The 19,230-nt window shown below is 63.1% G+C and carries 12 protein-coding genes; 6 read left to right on the top strand and 6 right to left on the bottom strand.

The window, feature by feature from the left end; translation table 11 throughout:
• Positions 1-137: 137 nt before the first annotated feature.
• From ku to DGA31_RS09885, 3 genes are all read left to right on the top strand, one after another.
• Positions 138-1,061 carry a non-homologous end joining protein Ku gene (gene ku / locus DGA31_RS09895; protein WP_056840114.1) on the top strand — a complete coding sequence of 308 codons (924 nt, stop codon included), beginning with the start codon at positions 138-140 and terminating at the stop codon, positions 1,059-1,061.
• A gap of 23 nt (positions 1,062-1,084) precedes the next feature.
• On the top strand, positions 1,085-3,670 hold the full coding sequence (ligD, locus tag DGA31_RS09890; RefSeq protein WP_109512405.1) for a DNA ligase D: 2,586 nt from the start codon (positions 1,085-1,087) through the stop codon (positions 3,668-3,670).
• Between the two features lie 262 nt (positions 3,671-3,932).
• Positions 3,933-4,751 carry an aldo/keto reductase gene (locus DGA31_RS09885; RefSeq protein ID WP_056840194.1) on the top strand — a complete coding sequence of 273 codons (819 nt, stop codon included), beginning with the start codon at positions 3,933-3,935 and terminating at the stop codon, positions 4,749-4,751.
• A 145-nt stretch (positions 4,752-4,896) separates the two neighbouring features.
• On the opposite strand, the gene DGA31_RS09880 is transcribed toward DGA31_RS09885, so the two are convergent.
• The 3 genes from DGA31_RS09880 to mfd all read right to left on the bottom strand — a co-directional run bounded on the left by DGA31_RS09880 (position 4,897) and on the right by mfd (position 11,686).
• Positions 4,897-7,611 carry a DEAD/DEAH box helicase gene (locus DGA31_RS09880; RefSeq protein ID WP_056840112.1) on the bottom strand — a complete coding sequence of 905 codons (2,715 nt, stop codon included), beginning with the start codon at positions 7,609-7,611 and terminating at the stop codon, positions 4,897-4,899.
• 74 nt (positions 7,612-7,685) lie between these two features.
• A complete protein-coding gene (locus DGA31_RS09875; RefSeq protein ID WP_109512404.1) occupies positions 7,686-8,222 on the bottom strand; it encodes a CsiV family protein in 537 nt (178 codons plus the stop codon).
• 11 nt (positions 8,223-8,233) lie between these two features.
• A complete protein-coding gene (gene mfd / locus DGA31_RS09870; RefSeq protein ID WP_109512403.1) occupies positions 8,234-11,686 on the bottom strand; it encodes a transcription-repair coupling factor in 3,453 nt (1,150 codons plus the stop codon).
• A gap of 189 nt (positions 11,687-11,875) precedes the next feature.
• Between mfd and DGA31_RS09865 the strand changes: the two genes are divergently transcribed.
• A complete protein-coding gene (locus tag DGA31_RS09865) occupies positions 11,876-13,339 on the top strand; it encodes a glyceraldehyde-3-phosphate dehydrogenase (protein ID WP_056840109.1) in 1,464 nt (487 codons plus the stop codon).
• A 140-nt stretch (positions 13,340-13,479) separates the two neighbouring features.
• On the opposite strand, the gene tcuC is transcribed toward DGA31_RS09865, so the two are convergent.
• Positions 13,480-14,766 carry an MFS transporter gene (tcuC, locus tag DGA31_RS09860; RefSeq protein ID WP_109512402.1) on the bottom strand — a complete coding sequence of 429 codons (1,287 nt, stop codon included), beginning with the start codon at positions 14,764-14,766 and terminating at the stop codon, positions 13,480-13,482.
• 340 nt (positions 14,767-15,106) lie between these two features.
• On the opposite strand from tcuC, the gene sthA reads away from it, so the two are divergent.
• Complete coding sequence (sthA, locus tag DGA31_RS09855) at positions 15,107-16,501, top strand: Si-specific NAD(P)(+) transhydrogenase (protein ID WP_056840107.1); 1,395 nt, start codon at positions 15,107-15,109, stop codon at positions 16,499-16,501.
• A gap of 42 nt (positions 16,502-16,543) precedes the next feature.
• Here sthA and DGA31_RS09850 read toward each other — a convergent pair whose 3' ends face one another.
• Together DGA31_RS09850 and DGA31_RS09845 are read right to left on the bottom strand one after the other, a co-directional pair.
• A complete protein-coding gene (locus DGA31_RS09850) occupies positions 16,544-17,266 on the bottom strand; it encodes a glycerophosphodiester phosphodiesterase (protein ID WP_056840106.1) in 723 nt (240 codons plus the stop codon).
• 29 nt (positions 17,267-17,295) lie between these two features.
• Entirely contained in the window at positions 17,296-17,874 is a 579-nt protein-coding gene (locus DGA31_RS09845; RefSeq protein ID WP_109512401.1) for a PilZ domain-containing protein, read from the bottom strand.
• A 101-nt stretch (positions 17,875-17,975) separates the two neighbouring features.
• On the opposite strand from DGA31_RS09845, the gene DGA31_RS09840 reads away from it, so the two are divergent.
• Positions 17,976-19,226, top strand: coding sequence for a lipoprotein-releasing ABC transporter permease subunit (locus DGA31_RS09840; RefSeq protein WP_056840104.1), 1,251 nt, complete (start codon positions 17,976-17,978; stop codon positions 19,224-19,226).
• Positions 19,227-19,230: the final 4 nt, after the last annotated feature.

Raw genomic sequence — 19,230 nt, 5'->3', positions numbered from 1 at the left:
CCTACAGTGGTCACTGTTGCTCTGCCAACACTCTGCTGGCGGGCTCGGGCCTACAGCCCGCCACGCCTGTCAGGGCAGCGAAACTTTTGCACCATGACCTGAGTCATCCCTGAACATCACCGGCAGGGAGTCAGGCAATGGCAAGGGCAATCTGGAAAGGCGCGATCAGCTTCGGACTGGTGCACATCCCGGTGGGGCTGGTATCGGCCACCGCCTCGCAGCGGGTCGATTTCGACTGGCTGGACAAGCGCAGCATGGACCCGGTGGGCTACAAGCGGGTCAACAAGGCCAGCGGCAAGGAAGTCAGCGCCGAGAATATCGTCAAAGGCGTGGAGTACGAGAAGGGCCGCTACATCGTGCTCAGTGAAGAAGAAATCCACGCCGCCCACCCCAAGGCCACCCAGACCATCGAGATCTTCGGCTTTATCGACAGCCGGCAGATTCCCCTGCAGAACATCGACACGCCGTATTACCTGACCCCCGACAAGCGCGGTGAAAAAGTCTATGCGCTGCTGCGCGAAACCCTGCATGACACGCGCAAGGTAGCTTTGGCCAATCTGGTGCTGCACACCCGCGAGCATCTGGCCGCCGTGGTGCCGGTGGACGCCGCACTGGTGCTGGTGCTGTTGCGCTGGCCCAGCGAAGTGCGCGACCTGGCCGACACCCTGGAACTGGATGAAGCGGTGACCGACGCACCCTTGACCAAACGTGAACGTGACATGGCCAAACGGCTGGTCAAGGACATGAGCGTCGACTGGCAACCGGACGATTACCGCGACACCTTTCAGGACAAGATCATGACGCTGGTCGAGACCAAGGCCCGCGACGGCAAGCTGCAAGCCGTGGGTGATGAACAGCAAGAGATCGAGCGGCGTGGGGCCGATGTCATTGACCTGACCGACCTGTTGCGCCGCAGCCTGGCCGGCAAGGGCGGCAGTACCCCGCGCGCAGCGGGCAAGTCAACTGCCAGGGCCAAGGTCGCCAGCAGCAAGGCTGCCAGCAAACCGGCTGCGAAGAAGGCCGGTAGCGACAAAGGCAAGGCATCACGCAAGGCTTCATAAGAGGTTGAAGGAGGTCCACCGCCATGGCCAAGCCTGTCAGTGAATACACCCGCAAGCGTCATTTCGACATTACCTCGGAACCGCCAGAGTCCAGTGCCCCGGACGACCGCAAGGGCAAAGACGCGGCGCTGGCGTTTGTCGTCCAGAAACATGATGCACGTAACCTGCACTACGACTTTCGCCTGGAACTGGATGGCACGCTCAAGAGCTGGGCAGTGCCCAAGGGGCCGAGCCTTGATCCGACGCAAAAGCGCCTGGCGGTGCATGTGGAGGATCATCCGCTGGGCTATGCCCGTTTCGAAGGCAGCATTCCGGCTGGCCAGTATGGCGCCGGCGATGTGATTGTGTGGGATCGTGGCATCTGGCAACCGCATGGCGACCCGCACCAGGCTTATGCCGCCGGCAAGCTGGAGTTCACCCTGGTGGGCGAGAAGCTGAGCGGCGACTGGGCGCTGGTGCGCACCCGGCTCAAGGGCAGCGGCAGCAAGGAACAATGGCTGCTGATCAAGGCCCGTGACGCCATGGCCCGCCCGGCCGAGACGTTCGACATTACCCGCGAGCAGCCTGACAGCGTGCTGGGCGGCGGATCGGTGGGCGTCAAGGCTGTCAATTCAGCCAAGCCTGCGAGCAAGGCCAAACGCAAACCGTCGAGCAAGCAGGCAGGCAAGCTCGTAACCGAAACACCGCCGGCCTTTCCCGACAGCCTCACGCCGCAACTGGCCACGCTGGTCGACAGCCCGCCAAGCGGCGAATGGCTGTATGAGATCAAGTTCGATGGCTACCGGATCATGGCCTGTGTCCAAAGCGGCAAGGTGCGTCTGCTCAGCCGCAACGGCCATGACTGGACCCGGCGCATGCCGGCACTCGCCAAGGCGCTGGCGGCGCTCAAGCTTCAAGACAGCTGGCTGGACGGAGAGGTCGTGGTGCTCGATGACCAGGGCTTGCCGGACTTTCAGGCGCTGCAACGCGCCTTCGAAGACGGTCGCGACCAGTCGATTGTCTATTACCTGTTCGATGCGCCCTGGCTCGATGGCCACGATCTGCGCCAACAGCCTCTGGAAGCACGACGTGACGCCTTGGCCAGGGCCCTGGCCGGGCACGAAGGATCGTTATTGCGTTTTTCCGCTGCGTTTCGCTCCAGCGCCGCGGAGATCATCGAGAGCGCCAATGCGCTGGGCCTTGAAGGGGTGATCGGCAAGCACAGGGGCAGCCGCTACACCGGGCGTCGCAATGCCGACTGGATCAAGCTCAAGTGTCGCCTGCGCCAGGAGTTCGTGATCGTGGGCTACACCGCGCCACAAGGCAGCCGTTCTGGTTTTGGTGCGCTGTTGCTGGGGGTGTATGAAGAGCGCGCGCTGGTGTATGCCGGACGGGTCGGCACCGGTTTCACTGCGGCCATGCTCAGGTCCTTGAGCGAACAGCTCAAGCGCCTGCGGCGTGAGCGCTCGCCGCTGGCGACGCCCCTGAGTGGTGCCTTGAGCCGTGGCGTGCAATGGGTCGAGCCGCGTCTGGTGGGCGAGGTGCAATTTGCCGAGTGGACCCGCGAAGGGTTGCTGCGCCAGGCGTCGTTTGTCGGCTTGCGCACCGATAAACCCGCCACGCAAGTGGTGCGCGAGCATCCGCAACGACTCGACCAACAGGGCGCGCATGATCCTGACGACGCACTCGATGCACCGGTGACGCCGGTGCGTACAGCCCCGCACAAGTCGGTGATTGCCGGCGTACCGATCACTCACCCTGAGCGGGTCATCGACCCTGATACTGAAACGCAAAAACATCAGCTGGCGCAGTTCTACGCGTCGATCGCCGACTGGCTGCTGCCTGAACTGGCCCGTCGCCCAGTAGCATTGTTGCGTTGCCCGGAAGGCGTGCAGGGCGAGCAGTTCTTTCAAAAGCACGCTCAGCAAATGGCATTGCCGCACATCACCCGGCTTGACCCGGCACTGGATCCTGGCCATGCGTCGCTGTTGCAGATCGACAGCCTGGCGGCACTGATCGGCGCGGTGCAGATGGGCGCTATCGAGTTTCATACCTGGGGTGCGACCAGTGAGCGTATCGAGGCACCGGACCGGCTGATCCTGGACCTGGACCCTGACCCGGCTTTGCCGTGGCGCAGCATGATCGAAGCCACGCAGATGCTGCTGGCGGTGCTCGACGAGCTGGGGCTGGATGCGTTTCTCAAGACCAGTGGCGGCAAGGGAATGCATGTAATCGTGCCCTTGGCGCGGCATGCCGGTTGGGACGAGGTCAAGGGCTTTGCCAAGGCCATTGCCGGTTTCATGGCCGGGCAACTGCCTGAGCGCTTCAGCGCCACCGCCGGTCCGAAAAACCGGGTCGGCAAGGTCTTCATCGATTACCTGCGCAACACCCGTGGCGGCAGCACGGTGGCGGCCTGGTCGGTGCGGGCACGGCCCGGCCTGCCGGTGTCGGTGCCCATCGCCCGGGAGGAGCTGGCAGGCCTGGTATCGGCGGCGCAATGGCATATCGGCAATGTGCAGGCGCGCCTGCAATCGCTGCATCAGGACCCCTGGGCGGGCTATCAGCACCGGCAGCGCATCACACGCGCCATGTGGCGTCAATTGGGAGCGACCCCGCCCGTACGGCGCTGAACGTTTTTGCAATCAAGGCTTCATCAACGGGGCTCAGGGTCTAGGCTTGGTGTTTTGTCGCACAGACGGTGACCGGACTTTGCGCGTTCGTAAAGCCCAGCGCCTGTGCAAGGAGCATTCAATGTGTCCATCACGCCTGACGCGTCGCCATGTGCTGACGCTGGCGGCCGCAAGCGTTGCCGCCCTGGGTTTCGATTCGGCCGCTGGCAGCCCGGCATTCACATCGTCCGCACTTGCGTCACGCACCGTAGGAGGCCCCGCCATGCAGACCCGTGTCATTCCATCGAGCAACGAGCTTTTACCGGTCATCGGCCTGGGCACTTATCGCGGCTTTGACGTGGACAAAGGCAGCGAGGCCTATCAGCCCCTGCGTGCCGTGCTTGACGCATTATTTGCCGCTGGCGGCAGCGTGATTGACAGCTCGCCGATGTATGGCCGTGCCGAAGCCGTTACCGGCGAGTTGCTGTCAATCCACGAGCCACGCTCACCGGCCTTTCTGGCGACCAAGGTCTGGACCCGCGGCCGTGAAGAGGGCATTGCGCAGATGGAAGAATCATTCCGGCTGTTGCAGACCGATCGCATTGACCTGATGCAGATTCATAACCTGGTCGACTGGCAGACGCACCTGCCGGTGTTGCGTGAGTGGAAGACGCAAGGCCGGATTCGCTATATCGGCATCAGCCACTACACCGCCCAGGCTTATGATCAGGTCGAAGCGGTGCTCAAGGCCGAGGCGCTGGATTTTCTGCAGATCAACTACGCGCTGGATGACCGTGAGGCCGAGAAACGCCTGCTGCCCTTGTGCCGCGAGCGCGGCGTGGCGGTGATCTGCAACCGGCCGTTTGGCGGCGGTGGGCTGCTCTCGCGCCTCAAGGACAAGCCATTGCCCAAGTGGGCGGCGCAAGTGGAGGTCAACAGTTGGCCACAACTGGCGCTGAAGTTCCTGCTGGCTCACCCGGCGGTGACCTGTGTGATTCCAGGCACCGGCAACCCGCGCTACATGGCGGAAAACGCCGGTGCCGGCACCGGCCCGAGCCTGACCGATGCCCAACGCCAGCAGTTGATTGCCCTGGTGGGCTGAACACGGTCCGGTAGGAGCGCGCTTGCCCGCGACCGAGTGCGAAGCGCTCGCAGAAATCTCGGAAACGCCACAAATTTACGACTGCTGACGCAGCCGGTCGCGGTGGTCCGGCATACCGGCAAGCGCGCTCCTACGAAAGGCGTCCTTATGCCCGGGGCTTTTTCGGCACCGGTGGCAGCGGGGCGAACAGGGCTTGCAGGTCTTCCTCGCCCAGTTTCCAGTCGCCGCTGGTGCGGCCGTCCAGCACGCCGGCGGCCAGGGCGGTCTTTTCCTGTTGCAGGCGCTGGATCTTTTCTTCCACCGTGCCCCGGGAAATCATCTTGTAGACGAACACCGGCTTGTCCTGGCCGATCCGGTAGGCGCGGTCAGTGGCCTGGTTTTCGGCGGCCGGGTTCCACCACGGATCGTAGTGGATCACCGTGTCGGCGGCGGTCAGGTTCAGGCCGGTGCCACCGGCCTTGAGGCTGATCAAAAATACCGGCAGGCGACCCTCCTGAAATTCGCGGATCGGTGTGCGCCGGTCGCGGGTGGCGCCGGTCAGCAGGGCATAGGCAATGCCGCGCTGCTTCAATTCCTGCTCGATCAGGCTGAGCATCGAGGTGAATTGCGAGAACAGCAGAATGCGTCGCCCTTCGGCCAGCAGCTCTTCGAACATTTCCATCAGGCTGCCCAGCTTGGCCGAGCTGCCGTGGCGCGGGTTGATCGGGTTGTCATTGACCAGGCGCAGGTCGCAGCACACCTGACGCAGCTTGAGCAGCGCTTCAAGGATCACGATCTGGCTGCGCGCCATGCCTTTGCGGCCGATCTCGTCGCGGACCTTCTTGTCCATCGCCAGGCGCACGGTCTCGTACACATCGCGCTGGCTGTCGTTGAGCTCCACCCAGTGCACGATCTCGGTCTTGGACGGCAGCTCGGTGGCCACCTGTTCCTTGGTGCGGCGCAGCAGGAACGGCTTGATGCGTGCATTGAGGTGCAGCAAGCGGTCGCGGTTACCGTGTTTTTCAATGGCGGTGCGGTAGTTGCTGTTGAACTCCTTGCTGCTGCCCAGCCAGCCGGGCATCAGGAAGTGAAACAGCGACCACAGCTCGCCCAGGTGGTTTTCCAGCGGCGTGCCCGACAGGCACAGGCGCTGGCGCGCGTTCAGCTCGCGGGCCGCTTGGGCGGCCTTGCTCTTGGGGTTCTTGATGTACTGCGCTTCATCGAGAATCAATACATGCAGTGGCAGTTTGGCCAGGTGCTCAAGGTCCCGGGGCAGCAAGGCGTAGGTGGTCAGGATCAGGTCGTAGTCGTGCAGGTCGGCGACGTCCTGATGGCGCTGCGCGCCGTACAGGGCCAGGACCTTGAGCTGCGGGGTGAAGTGCGCCGCTTCGTCCAGCCAGTTGCCGATCAGGCTGGTGGGCATGACCGCCAGGGCCGGCCGGTCGAGGCGCCCGGACTGTTTCTCCAGCAGCAGGTGCGCCAGGGTCTGCAAGGTCTTGCCCAGGCCCATGTCATCGGCCAGTACGCCGCCCACTTCCAGTTCACGCAACGACTGCATCCAGCTCAGGCCCTCCAACTGGTAAGGCCGCAGCCGCGCATTCAAGCCCTCAGGCAGGGCCACGGGCGCGTCCTTGATATTGGCCAGGCGCTCGGCAAACTGACGCAGCCGGTCGCCGCCGCGCCAGGACAGCGGCAGATCGTCGAGTTCGGTGAGGCGGGCGGCATCGGCGGTGTTCAGGCGCACCGCATTGCTGGTGTTCTCGCGCCAGTAGAAGTCGCCCAGGGTCGCCAGCACCGGCTTGAGCCGGCCATAAGGCAGGGCGATCTGCACCGGTGCGCCGTCTGCAATGCCTGGCGGGCTCAGTTGCACCAGCAGCTGTTCTTCATCGCCACGCCTGGCCACGGCGGCCGGGCTGGTCAGTTCGGGGTGGCTGCGCAGCAGGTTGATCAGGATCGGCAGCAGGCTCAGGCGCTCGCCGTTGACGATGATGCCCAGTTCCAGGTCGAACCAGTTGCGGTCGGTCTGTTCGTCAATCTCCGCATACCAGTCATCGACCGGCGTGACATTGAAGCCGAACGTGTCCTGCTGGTGAATTTCCCAGCCTTGCTCACGCAGCGTGGGCAACTCGTCAAGGACGAAATGCAGCCAGGCCTTGTCGTTGGGCAGCTCGTACATCTCGCCGGCGCTGTCGGGCAGGGCCTTGCTTTGCCGGGTGGCAATCTTGAAGCCCAGGTTGGCCAGTTGCTGGCGGTACAGCCGCTCTTGTTCGCCCTGGCGGCGAATGCGCAGGGTCTCGGTGGCGGTGTGCTCGATGATGTCGCTTTTCTGGTTGACCAGGTCGCTGCCCAAGGTGCTGGTCAGGATGCTCACATGCGTGGTGCCGACCGCATAGTGCTTGCCATAGGCGAACGCCAGGGCCGCCCGGTGCTGGACCTGGCGCTGCATGCGCCCGTTGCGCGGTTCGAAGGCGCTGAATTCAATGCTGGCCAGAATCAGCCGTGGCTGTGGCATCAGGTCGTCGATCAGCCGCTCCGGCAGGGTGGCACGCGCTTGTGGCGCGGCGGTCAGCCCCAGGGTTTCACGGTTGCGCGGGTCTTCCAGAAAGTACAGGGCCGCCACGCAATGCTTGCAGTCCTTGCGCACCGGGCAGGTACAGGTGCACACCAGGTATTCGGTGAAGTGGGCGGGGTCCTTGAGCACCAGGGTCTGGGTGTAGCGGTCCAGCCCGCTGCCACGGCATTGCGTGCGGATGACCTGGGCACTGCTGTGCTCCAGCACGATCCGCTTTTGCCGGGCGTAGTCGCGCCCGCGCTCGAGCGTCTGGGGTTTGAACAGGTATTTCCAGGGGCGAGCCAGGATTTTTTCAAGAATGGATGACACCGGTGTAAGAAGCCCTTGCGCTGCTCAAAAAAAGACGAGCGCCGCAGCGCTCGCCCCATGGACGAAGAACGTGGTCAGAGCGGCGAAACCTTGACCAGCAGGGCCAGGCTGCCGTAGTCCAGGAACGTCAGTTCGCCGTTCTTGATGCGGGCGCTCTGCTTCAAGCGCTCGCTGCTGACCAGTACGCCATGGGCGTCCATCTGGTTGACCCAGAAGTCGGCCTCGTAATCGGTAAAGCGCCCGATGGCCAGGCTCAGCGTGCCTTCGACCGGATAATGCCCGAACTGCCCCTGGCCGTCGGTGACCGCCATCACGCTGGGCTCACTGCCGATCGATTGCTGCCAGGCGCGGTGCAGCAAGACCTGATACTGGCCGCTGGCCTGGAGCTTGTCGACCATGGCACTGAGCGCCGGGCTGCGTTGGTTCTCGCTCGTGACCCGGTTCGCGCCGGCGTCCCAGTGTTCCGGAGCCCGTTGCGGCGTGGCGGGGGCCTCGCCGAGCTGGCGGAACAGGATGGTTTCAACCTGATACAGCCCGTCGGCAAAGGCGCTGGGCGCAATCAGCGTCAGGGCCACGGTCAGCAGCAGGGTCAGTGAACGAAACAGGCGCATCAATCCATCCTTCAAGCAGTTTTCGGGGTCAGGCGCTCAAGCAGCGCCTCGATCGTGTTGAAACGCTCTTCAGGGCGTTCCATGGGCACCATGAACTTGAACAGGGTGGCCCCTTCGAACTTGTAGCGATTGGGCTGGCCCTGGATCAGCTTGATCAGGGTCAGCGGCTCGACCGGCGTGGTGGCAGAAAACTCCAGGCGTCCGCCCTGGGGGCCGGCGTCGATCTTGGTGATGCCCAGTTGTTCGGCCACCAGCTTCAGGTGCGTGATGCGCACCAGGTGCTTGGTGGGCTCGGGCAACAGGCCGAAGCGGTCGATCATCTCGACCTGCAAGTCCTTGAGCGCCTCTTCATCGGCGGCATTGGCGATGCGCTTGTAGAGGATCAGCCGCGCATGCACGTCCGGCAGGTAGGCTTCGGGAATCAGCGCCGGCACCCGCAGGTTGATCTCCGGCCCTCCGCCCAGCGGCTGGTCGAGGTTGGGCTGTTCGCCCTTGCGAATGGCCTTGACCGCCCGCTCGAGCATTTCCATGTACAGGGTAAAGCCCACCGCCTGGATCTGCCCGCTCTGGCCGTCGCCGAGCAGTTCGCCGGCGCCGCGGATTTCCAGGTCGTTGGTGGCCAGTACAAAGCCTGCGCCCAGGTCCTGGGTGTTGGCGATGGCCTCCAGGCGCTTCTCGGCGTCCGGGGTGATCTGCTTGCGCGGCGGGGTCAGCAGGTAGGCGTAGGCCTGGTGGTGACTGCGCCCGACCCGGCCACGCAGCTGGTGCAGCTGGGCCAGGCCGAACTTGTCGGCGCGCTCGATGAGAATGGTGTTGGCGCTTGGCACGTCGATGCCGGTTTCGATGATGGTCGAAGCCACCAGCACGTTGAAGCGCTTGTGGTAGAAGTCGCTCATCACCTGTTCGAGCTCACGCTCGCGCATCTGCCCGTGGCCGATGCCGATGCGCGCCTCGGGCACCAGTTCGGCGAGATCGGCGGCGCATTTCTCGATGGTCTTGACGTCGTTGTGCAGGTAATACACCTGGCCACCGCGCAGCAGTTCACGCAGCAGCGCCTCCTTGACCGTCGGCTTGTTGTGCTCCATGACGAAGGTGCGCACCGACAGGCGCCGGGCCGGCGGGGTGGCGATGATCGACAGGTCGCGCATGCCCGACACCGCCATGTTCAGCGTGCGCGGGATCGGCGTGGCGGTCAGGGTCAGGATGTCGACTTCGCTGCGCAGGGTCTTGAGCTGTTCTTTCTGGCGCACCCCGAAGCGATGCTCTTCGTCGATGATCACCAGGCCCAGGTTCTTGAACTTGACGTCGTCCTGCAACAGCTTGTGGGTGCCGATGACGATGTCGAGCTTGCCCTCGGCCAGCTCGGCCACCGCCGCATTGACTTCCTTGGCCGACTTGAAGCGGCTCATGACCTCGACCTTGACCGGCCAGTCGGCGAAACGGTCGCGAAAACTGTTGTAGTGCTGCTGGGCGAGCAGGGTGGTCGGCACCAGCACTGCCACCTGGCGGCCGCCATGCACGGCAATAAAGGCTGCGCGCATCGCCACCTCGGTCTTGCCGAAGCCGACGTCGCCGCACACCAGGCGGTCCATGGGCCTGGCAGCAAGCATGTCGGCGCGTACCGCGTCGATGCTCGACTGCTGGTCGGGGGTTTCCTCGAATGGAAAGCCGGCGCTGAAGGTGGCGTAGTCGGCCTTGGGGTCTTCGAAGGCGTAGCCCTCGCGGGCTGCGCGACGGGCATAGATGTCGAGCAGTTCGGCCGCGACGTCCCGCACCTGTTCGGCGGCCTTGCGCTTGGCCTTTTGCCAGACTTCCGAGCCCAGCCGGTGCAACGGGGCCAGTTCGTCGTCGCTGCCGGTGTAGCGGGCAATCAGGTGCAGGTTGGCCACCGGCACATAGAGCTTGGCTTCATCGGCATAGACCAGGGTCAGGAACTCGGCGACCTGGTTGTCGATTTCAAGCGTTGCCAAGCCCTGGTAGCGGCCCACGCCGTGATCAATGTGCACCACCGGCGCGCCTTCGCGCAGCTCGGTGAGGTTCTTGATCACGGCATCGTTGTTGCCGTGGTCGGCGCGCTTCTCGCGGCGCCGGCGCTGCATGACCCGCTGGCCAAACAGCGGGCTTTCGGCGACCAGGGCCAGCGACGGTTCGTCCAGCACCAGGCCTTCGTCGAGCGGCGCAATGGTAATGGCCAGGCGGTCCTTGCCGGTGACGAATTCCTGCCAGCCGTCGACGGTCCTGGGGCGCAGCTTCAGGCGTTCGAGCAACTCCAGCAATACTTCGCGACGGCCGGCCGATTCAGCGGTGAACAGCACCCGCCCGGCAAACTGGTCAAGAAAGTTCGACAGCGCTGCCAGAGGCTGGTTGGCCTTGGCTTCGATGGCCAGTTCCGGCAAGGGCCGGGCCGGGAAACGCTCACGGCCGACACCGGTCTCGACGTCCTGCTGGCTGACCACGACCCGCGGGCAGGCCTTGAGGCGCGCAAAGCAGTCTTCGACCGGCAGGAACAGCTCGGCCGGCGGCAGCAAGGGTCGGGCCGGGTCAACGCGGCGTTCTTCATAGCGATTGCGCACGTCGTTCCAGAAGTTCTCGGCGGCCTGCTCGATGCCCGGCAGCGAAAACACCTGGGTGTCTTGCGGCAGGTAGTCGAACAGGGTCGAGGTCTGTTCGAAGAACAGTGGAATGTAGTACTCGATCCCGGCCGGGGTAATGCCGCTGTTGAGGTCCTGGAAGATCGGGCTGCGGCGGAAGTCGACGTCGAAGCGCTCGCGAAAGCGGGCCTTGAAGCGCACAACTTCGTCTTTATGCAGCGGAAATTCCTTGGCCGGCAGCAGGCGCACCGACTCGACCTTGTCGATCGAGCGCTGGGTGTCGGGGTCGAAAGTGCGCAGGGTTTCGATTTCGTCATCGAACAGGTCGATGCGGTACGGCACCTTGCTGCCCATCGGGAACAGGTCGATCAACGCACCGCGCACGGTGAACTCGCCGTGCTCGTAGACGGTGTCGACGTAACGATAGCCGCTGGCCTCCAGGCGCGTGCGCATGGCTTCGACGTCGAGCTTCTGGCCGATGTCGAGCACCAGGCTGCTGCCGAGCAGGAACGACGTCGGGGCCAGGCGGTGCAGGGCGGTGGTAATCGGCACCACCAGCACACCATGGCTCAGCTCGGGCAGGCGGTAGAGGCTGGCAATGCGCTGGGAAATGATGTCCTGGTGCGGCGAAAACAGGTCATAAGGCAGCGTTTCCCAGTCAGGGAAATGCAACACCGGCAGGTCCGGGGCAAAGAACTTCAGCTCTTGCTCCAGGCGTTCGGCGGCCTGGCTGTCGGCGGTCAGCAACAGGGTGAAACGCCGGGCGGCATTGGCGGCCTCGGCAATGGCCAGGCTCAGCGCGGCACCGGGGAGATTGCCCCAGTGTTGTTTGCCGGCAGCGGCGGGCAGATGCGGTAGACGCAGGACAGGCACGGAAGGTCCGACTCCAGGCAGTGCGACAGGGGCGGCGATTGTAACGGGCCAGGGCAGTGGCTGTCAGTTTTCCAGCGCCATTGGCCGATTTTGAGGGCGAAATTTATGTAGTGCCAAAACATCTGATCGCCGTGCATTGCTCAGAAACACTGGCGCGGTCATAATGTAGCCCCTTTTTTCTGCCCCTACATGTGGAAGGTTCCCGTGACTCAGAAGCCCGACCAGTGTCTTGGTGAATGGATCGACCGTGAAGCCCTCGCCGAAGCGATGATCCCGCTTATCGGCCAGTTGTACCGCAATAACAATGTGGTCTCCTCGATCTACGGCCGCAGCCTGATCAACCGTTCAGTCATCGCCATTCTCAAGGCCCACCGCTTTGCGCGCCATCGCCAGGCCGATGCCAGCGAGCTGTCGGTGCACGAGACTTTCCCCCTGCTCAAGGCCATGAGCGAGCTCAAGCTGGGCGCCGCTTCCGTGGACCTGGGCCGTCTGGCCGTCAAGTTCAAGACCGAAGGCAACGGCCGCAGTGCCGAAGAGTTCGTGCGTGCAGAACTGGCCAGCGTCGTCGGTCAGCAGAAGACTTCCGAGCGCAAGGGCACCGACGTGATCCTGTACGGTTTCGGCCGTATCGGTCGTCTGCTGGCGCGTATCCTGGTCGAGAAGACCGGTGGTGGCGACGGCCTGCGCCTGCGTGCCATCGTGGTCCGCAAGGGCGCCGAGAACGACCTGGTCAAGCGCGCCAGCCTGCTGCGCCGCGACTCGGTACACGGCCCGTTCGATGGCACCATCACCATCGATGAAGCCAACAGCACCCTGACCGCCAACGGTAACCTGATCCAGGTCATCTACGCCAAGAACCCGTCCGAGGTCGACTACACCCAGTACGGCATCAAGAACGCCCTGCTGGTGGACAACACCGGTGTATGGCGCGATGCCGACGGCCTGAGCCAGCACCTGGCCTGCCCGGGTGTCGACCGTGTCGTTCTGACCGCGCCTGGCAAGGGCAAGCTGAAGAACATCGTTCACGGCATCAACCACGGCCAGATCACCGCTGATGACAAGATCGTGTCTGCTGCCTCTTGCACCACCAACGCCATCGTGCCGGTGCTCAAGGCCGTCAACGACAAGTACGGCATCATCAACGGTCACGTCGAAACCGTTCACTCGTACACCAACGACCAGAACCTGATCGACAACTTCCACAAGGGTTCGCGTCGTGGCCGCAGCGCCGCGCTGAACATGGTCATCACCGAGACCGGTGCTGCCACCGCCGCTGCCAAGGCCCTGCCTGAACTGGCCGGCAAGCTGACCGGCAACGCGATCCGCGTGCCGACGCCGAACGTGTCGATGGCCATCCTCAACCTGAACCTGGAAAAGGCCACCACCCGCGAAGAGATCAACGAATACCTGCGCGACATCGCGTTGTATTCGGACCTGCACAAGCAGATCGACTACGTCAGCTCCCAGGAAGTGGTATCGACCGACTTCGTCGGTTCCCGCCACGCCGGTGTCGTCGACGCCGAAGCGACCATCGCCAACGATAACCGTGTTGTCCTGTACGTCTGGTACGACAACGAATTCGGTTACAGCTGCCAGGTTGTGCGCGTGATGGAAGACATGGCGGGCGTCAACCCGCCGGCCTTCCCGTTGTAAGCGGGACGGCAGCGGCAGGTTTTTGGCTGCAAGCTGCAAGAAGGTGTTGCCCGGGCTGATTGGGCAAGGCCAAAAAAAAACGGGTCGATTATTCGACCCGTTTTTTTATGCGCAGATTTCAAGCCTGGCGCGCACTGCTTTTAACGTGCCTCTTGAAGCTTGTGGCTTGCCGCTGCGCCGCTCCTGAACAGGAACAGCGTCGCCATGAGGCCCATGATGGCGGCACCGGTCAGCCAGATGCCGGGGGCGGCCTTGTTGTCCAGGGCGTGGATCAGGTAGGTGCAGGCCGCTGGTGTAAAGCCGCCAAAGGTGGCCGTGGCCAGGCTGTAGGCCAGCGAGAAGCCGGTGGTGCGCACCTCGACCGGCATGATTTCGGTCAGGGCCACGACCATCGCGCCGTTGTAGGAGCCGTACAGGAACGACAGCCACAGCTCGACCGTCAGCAGGTGGCCGAAGCTTGGGTGGGCAACCAGCCACGACAAGGCCGGGTAGGCCGTGGCAATGGCCAGCACCGTGGCGCCGATCAACAGTGGCTTGCGGCCGATGCGGTCGGACAGCGCGCCCATCACCGGCAGCCAGACGAAGTTGGACAGCCCCACGCAGACGGTGACCAGCAGGCTTTCCAGGTCTGAAAGGTTCAGCTCGTTCTTGCCGAAGGTCGGGGTGTAGGCCGTGATCAGGTAGAACGACACGGTGGTCATGACCACCAGCGCCATGCCGGCGATGACCAGGCCGAAGTTCTGGCGGATCGAGCGCAGCACTTCACTTAAGGTCGGACGGTGTTTGCGTGCTTCGAACTCGGGTGATTCTTCCAGCGAGCGGCGAATGACAAACAGCGCCGGCACGATCATGCAGCCAATGAAGAACGGCAGGCGCCAGCCCCAGTCGCCCATCTGCTCCGGGCTCAGCCAGTGGTTGAGGCCTACGCCCAGCAGGCCGGCGAAAACCACGGCTGCCTGCTGGCTGGCCGATTGCCAACTGACGAAAAAACCCTTGCGCCCTGGCGTGGCGATTTCGGCCAGGTACACCGAGACGCCGCCCAGTTCTACGCCGGCCGAGAAACCTTGCAGCAAGCGCCCCAGCAGCACCAGCAAGGGTGCCGCCAGGCCAATGCTGGCGTAGCCGGGCACGCAGGCGATCAGCAAAGTACCCATGGCCATCAGCGCCAGGGTAATCAACAGGCCTTGGCGCCGGCCATGACGGTCGATGTAGGCGCCCAAAAAGATCGCGCCCAGCGGACGCATCAGAAAGCCGGCACCGAAGGTGGCCAGCGACAGCATCAATGAAGCGAATGCGCTCTGCGCCGGAAAGAAAGTCTTGGCAATGGCCGTGGCGTAGAAGCCGTAGACCATGAAGTCGAACATCTCGAGGAAGTTGCCGCTGACAACGCGAAAGATCGCCTTGCCTTTGCTGGTTGTTGAGGTCATCGGAGCTGACTCTTCGGGCTGATTATTGGAGGAGGGGGTCAGTCTGTCGGCTGCAGGTGCAGCACTCCGGGTCTGCGCCCGGATGCGGAAGTCATTTGTAACAATATGTTTTAAAGAAGGCGGAGACAACCGTTGCAGAGCGGTTGCGGCACTCAGGGACGTCTGGTTCAAGCTTTGTTCAGGTTGGTAAAAGCAATCCAGCGTCCGTTTTCAGGAGAAAAATTGGCCATCGACTCGACCAAGGGGTAATGTTCCCCGCTTCGACGCAGCGCTAGACTGCGCCGCGTGATTTAGCCCGGGAAGCCAGAGTGGCAGCCCGGCCTGTTCTAAAGGAGTACGCATGGCTGTCTACAACTACGATGTCGTGGTATTGGGGTCCGGTCCTGCCGGGGAAGGGGCGGCGATGAACGCTGCCAAGGCGGGTCGCAAGGTGGCCATGGTCGACAGCCGTCGCCAGGTCGGCGGCAACTGCACCCACCTGGGCACCATCCCCTCCAAGGCATTGCGTCACTCGGTCAAACAGATCATCCAGTTCAACACCAACCCCATGTTTCGCGCCATCGGCGAACCACGCTGGTTCTCGTTCCCCGATGTGCTGAAAAACGCCGAGATCGTCATCTCCAAGCAGGTGGCCTCGCGCACCAGCTATTACGCCCGTAACCGTGTCGATGTGTTCTTCGGCACCGGCAGCTTTGCCGACGAGAACAGCATCAATGTGGTCTGTGCCAATGGCGTGGTCGAAAAGCTCGTGGCCAACCAGATCATCATCGCTACCGGTTCCCGGCCTTATCGCCCCTCCGATATCGACTTCTCCCACAAGCGTATCTACGACAGCGACACCATTCTCAGTCTGAGCCATACCCCGCGCAAACTGATCATTTACGGCGCAGGCGTCATCGGCTGCGAATACGCCTCGATCTTCAGTGGCCTGGGCGTGCTGGTCGAGCTGGTGGACAACCGCGACCAGTTGCTGAGCTTCCTGGACAAGGAAATCTCCCAGGCGCTGAGCTATCACTTCAGCAATAACAACGTGATGGTGCGTCACAACGAAGAGTACGAGCGGGTCGAAGGCCTGGAAAACGGTGTGATCCTGCACCTCAAATCGGGCAAGAAGATCAAGGCCGATGCCTTGCTGTGGTGCAACGGCCGTACCGGCAACACCGACAAGCTGGGGCTTGAGAACATCGGCCTTAAAGCCAACGGCCGTGGCCAGATCGAGGTCGATGAAAACTATCGCACCAAGCTGGGCAATATCTACGGTGCCGGTGATGTGATCGGCTGGCCGAGCCTGGCCAGTGCCGCCTATGACCAGGGTCGTTCGGCGGCCGGCAGTGTGGTCGAGAACGGCAGCTGGCGCTATGTCAATGACGTGCCGACCGGGATCTACACGATTCCGGAGATCAGTTCGATCGGCAAGAACGAAAGCGAGCTGACCGAGGCCCGAGTGCCTTACGAAGTCGGCAAGGCGTTCTTCAAGGGCATGGCGCGTGCACAGATTTCCGGCGAGCGCGTCGGCATGCTGAAGATCCTGTTCCACCGCGAGACCCTGGAAGTGCTGGGCGTGCATTGCTTCGGCGACCAGGCTTCGGAGATCGTGCACATTGGCCAGGCGATCATGAACCAGCCCGGTGAAGCCAATACCCTCAAGTACTTCGTCAACACCACCTTCAACTATCCGACCATGGCCGAAGCCTATCGGGTGGCGGCGTACGACGGGCTCAACCGGCTTTTTTGAGCGGCTCCGGCCGGTGGCCTGAGCCGGCCGGAGAAACCGGATTCAGCGATTCCCGAGGGTGGCGCTGGCCAAACCGGGAAAGTCTGTAATCAGGCTGTCCACGCCGAAGTCGGCGAGCCTGCGCATCAGCGCCGGCTCGTTGACTGTCCACACCGACACGTGCAACCCCTGGCGCTGCGCTTTTTGCAGGCGCTCGGGCGTGCACAGCGTCCAGTTCAGCGCCAGAATCTCGCAGCCATAGCCTTGCGCGACCTTCAGCGGGTCCAGCCAGGCGTACTCGGCCACCAGTCCGCGAGCAATGTCCGGCGTCAGTTCCAGTGCGGCACGCAGCACTTCGCGGGAGCTTGACGTGATGGTTACCTTGTCCAGCAAGCCGTGGCGCTGCACCAGTTCGCGAATCGCCAGCACCGTGTTGGCCGCACGGGTGCGTGAGGCACTCTTGACCTCCAGTTGCCAATGCTCGAAATCGCACTGCTCGAACAGCGTCTCCAGGCGCGGAATGGGGCAGGGTTGTGCCCAGCCCGGACCCCCGTGGCGTGCGTCATAGGTTTCCAGGTCACTTGCCAGATGCTCGTTGACCTTGCCGCCGCGCTGGGTGGTGCGCTTGAGGGTCGGGTCGTGGATGACCATCAGCTCGCCGTCGCGCGACAGGTGCAGGTCCAGCTCGCAGCGCCGCACGCCTTGTTGCAGGCATTGCTGGAAGCTGGTGAGGGTGTTTTCCGGTGCTTCGCCTTTGGCGCCGCGATGGCCGTAGATCAGGGTCACAAATACTCCTCGGGTTTGAACAGAGCGGCTCAGGATTGCGGCGGTTCCGCCTGCTCCAGGGCCTGGCGGCGCTGTTGGGCCTGACGCTGCAAGACGTGTCGGGCCAGCAATTGTCGCTGGGCATCGGGCAGTTCGACAAATTCTGTATCGATTTCGTAATCGCCGTCTTCCCGGGTTTCACAGCTCACCACCCGGGCCACCAGCATCATGCCGGCCGCTTGTGGCATTAATACCATTTTGATCGACAGTAGCGTGTCCACGGCATAGGGCTGTGCTGCATGAAACTGCACGCCGGCCTCGGACAGCAATACCGGCTGCGGCGTGCCCAGCTCGCCCAGCGCCGTGTGCGCCACGACCTGGCCGAGCAGGTCGATACGCTTGCTGAGAGCCTTGAGAAAACTGTTGAGCACCCGGTCGCGCTCGTCGAGCTGGCGCAGCAGATGCTGGGATTCGAACTCGCTGACATGCAGCTCGCTGAGCAGTTCGAACAAGGCCGTGATGCGGGGCATGGCGCAGCTGGCGGCCTCGGTCAGAGGGTTAATTTCCAGTGCGACGCTGTCCTCGATACGGTAGTATTCGCGGCGTCTTTCTTCATCTAGTGTCGACATGGCGAACCCGTGCTAACGGCTATGGTCAGAGAGCTTCGAGTGTAAGGCCGAGCGTTTCGGCCCGCCACACGGATGTCCCATTCCTGCGAACAATTCCCTACATGTTCAGACCTCTTTTTGCATTCATCGGCACGCGTTATACCCGTGCCAAGCGACGTAATCATTTTGTCTCCTTCATTTCCCTGACCTCAATCATTGGCCTGGCGCTTGGCGTGGTGGTGATGATCGTAGTGCTGTCGGTCATGAACGGCTTCGACCACGAGATGCGGACCCGGGTGCTGGGCATGGTGCCCCACGCCACCCTGGAGTCCGATGAGCCGATCCGCGACTGGCCCGCCCTGGCGAGCAAGGTCGGCGCTCACGCCGGGGTCGTCGCCGTGGCGCCGTTCACCCAGATGCAAGGCCTGCTCAGCCACGCCGGCACGGTGCAAAAGGTCTTGCTCAATGGTATTGACCCGGCTCAGGAACCCAAGGTTTCGATCATCGATCAATTCATTCGCCAGGGTGCCCTGAGCGCGCTGGCGCCGGGTGAGTTCGGCATCATGATCGGCGACAAGGCCGCCGCCAGGCTGGGCGTTGCCGTAGGTGACAAGCTGACCTTCGTGGCCCCGGAAGTGGCGGTGACCCCGGCCGGCATGTTCCCGCGCATGAAGCGCTTTACCGTGGTGGGCATCTTTCATGTCGGCGCCGGCGAAATCGACGGCTACCTGGGCCTGACCAATATCGAGGACCTGGGCCGCCTGCGCCGCTGGCAGCCCGATCAGGTCCAGGGCCTGCGCCTGAAGTTCGATGATCTGTTCCAGGCACCGAAGGTGTCCTGGGAGATTGCCCAGCAACTGGGCAGCGACCACTATTGGTCGCGCGACTGGATGCGCACCCACGGCAACCTGTACCAGGCCATCCGCATGGAGAAGTCCATGATCGGCCTGCTGCTGTTGCTGATCGTGGCGGTGGCGGCATTCAACATCATCTCCACGCTGGTGATGGTGGTCAACGACAAGAAGGGCGATATCGCCATCCTGCGCACCCTGGGCTCCACGCCCGGGCAGATCATGGCGATCTTCATGGTCCAGGGTACGGTGATCGGCGTGGTCGGCACCCTGATCGGCGCGGGCGTCGGCATCCTGGCTGCGCTCAATGTCAGTAGCGCCATCGCCGCCCTCGAAGGCCTGATCGGCCACAAGTTTCTCAATGCGGATGTCTACTTCATCGATTACCTGCCTTCGCAGTTGATGGCCCAGGACGTGTTCCAGGTCTGCGGTGCCGCATTGGTCCTGAGTTTCTTCGCCACCTTGTATCCGGCCTGGCGCGCAGCGCGTACCCAGCCGGCAGAGGCGTTACGTTATGAGTGAGTCG

The sequence above is a fragment of the Pseudomonas ovata genome (genome assembly GCF_003131185.1).
GTDB lineage: Bacteria > Pseudomonadota > Gammaproteobacteria > Pseudomonadales > Pseudomonadaceae > Aquipseudomonas > Aquipseudomonas ovata.
The sequence above is the reverse complement of the archived record's forward strand: the minus strand, read 5'-3'. Positions and strand labels throughout refer to the sequence as shown.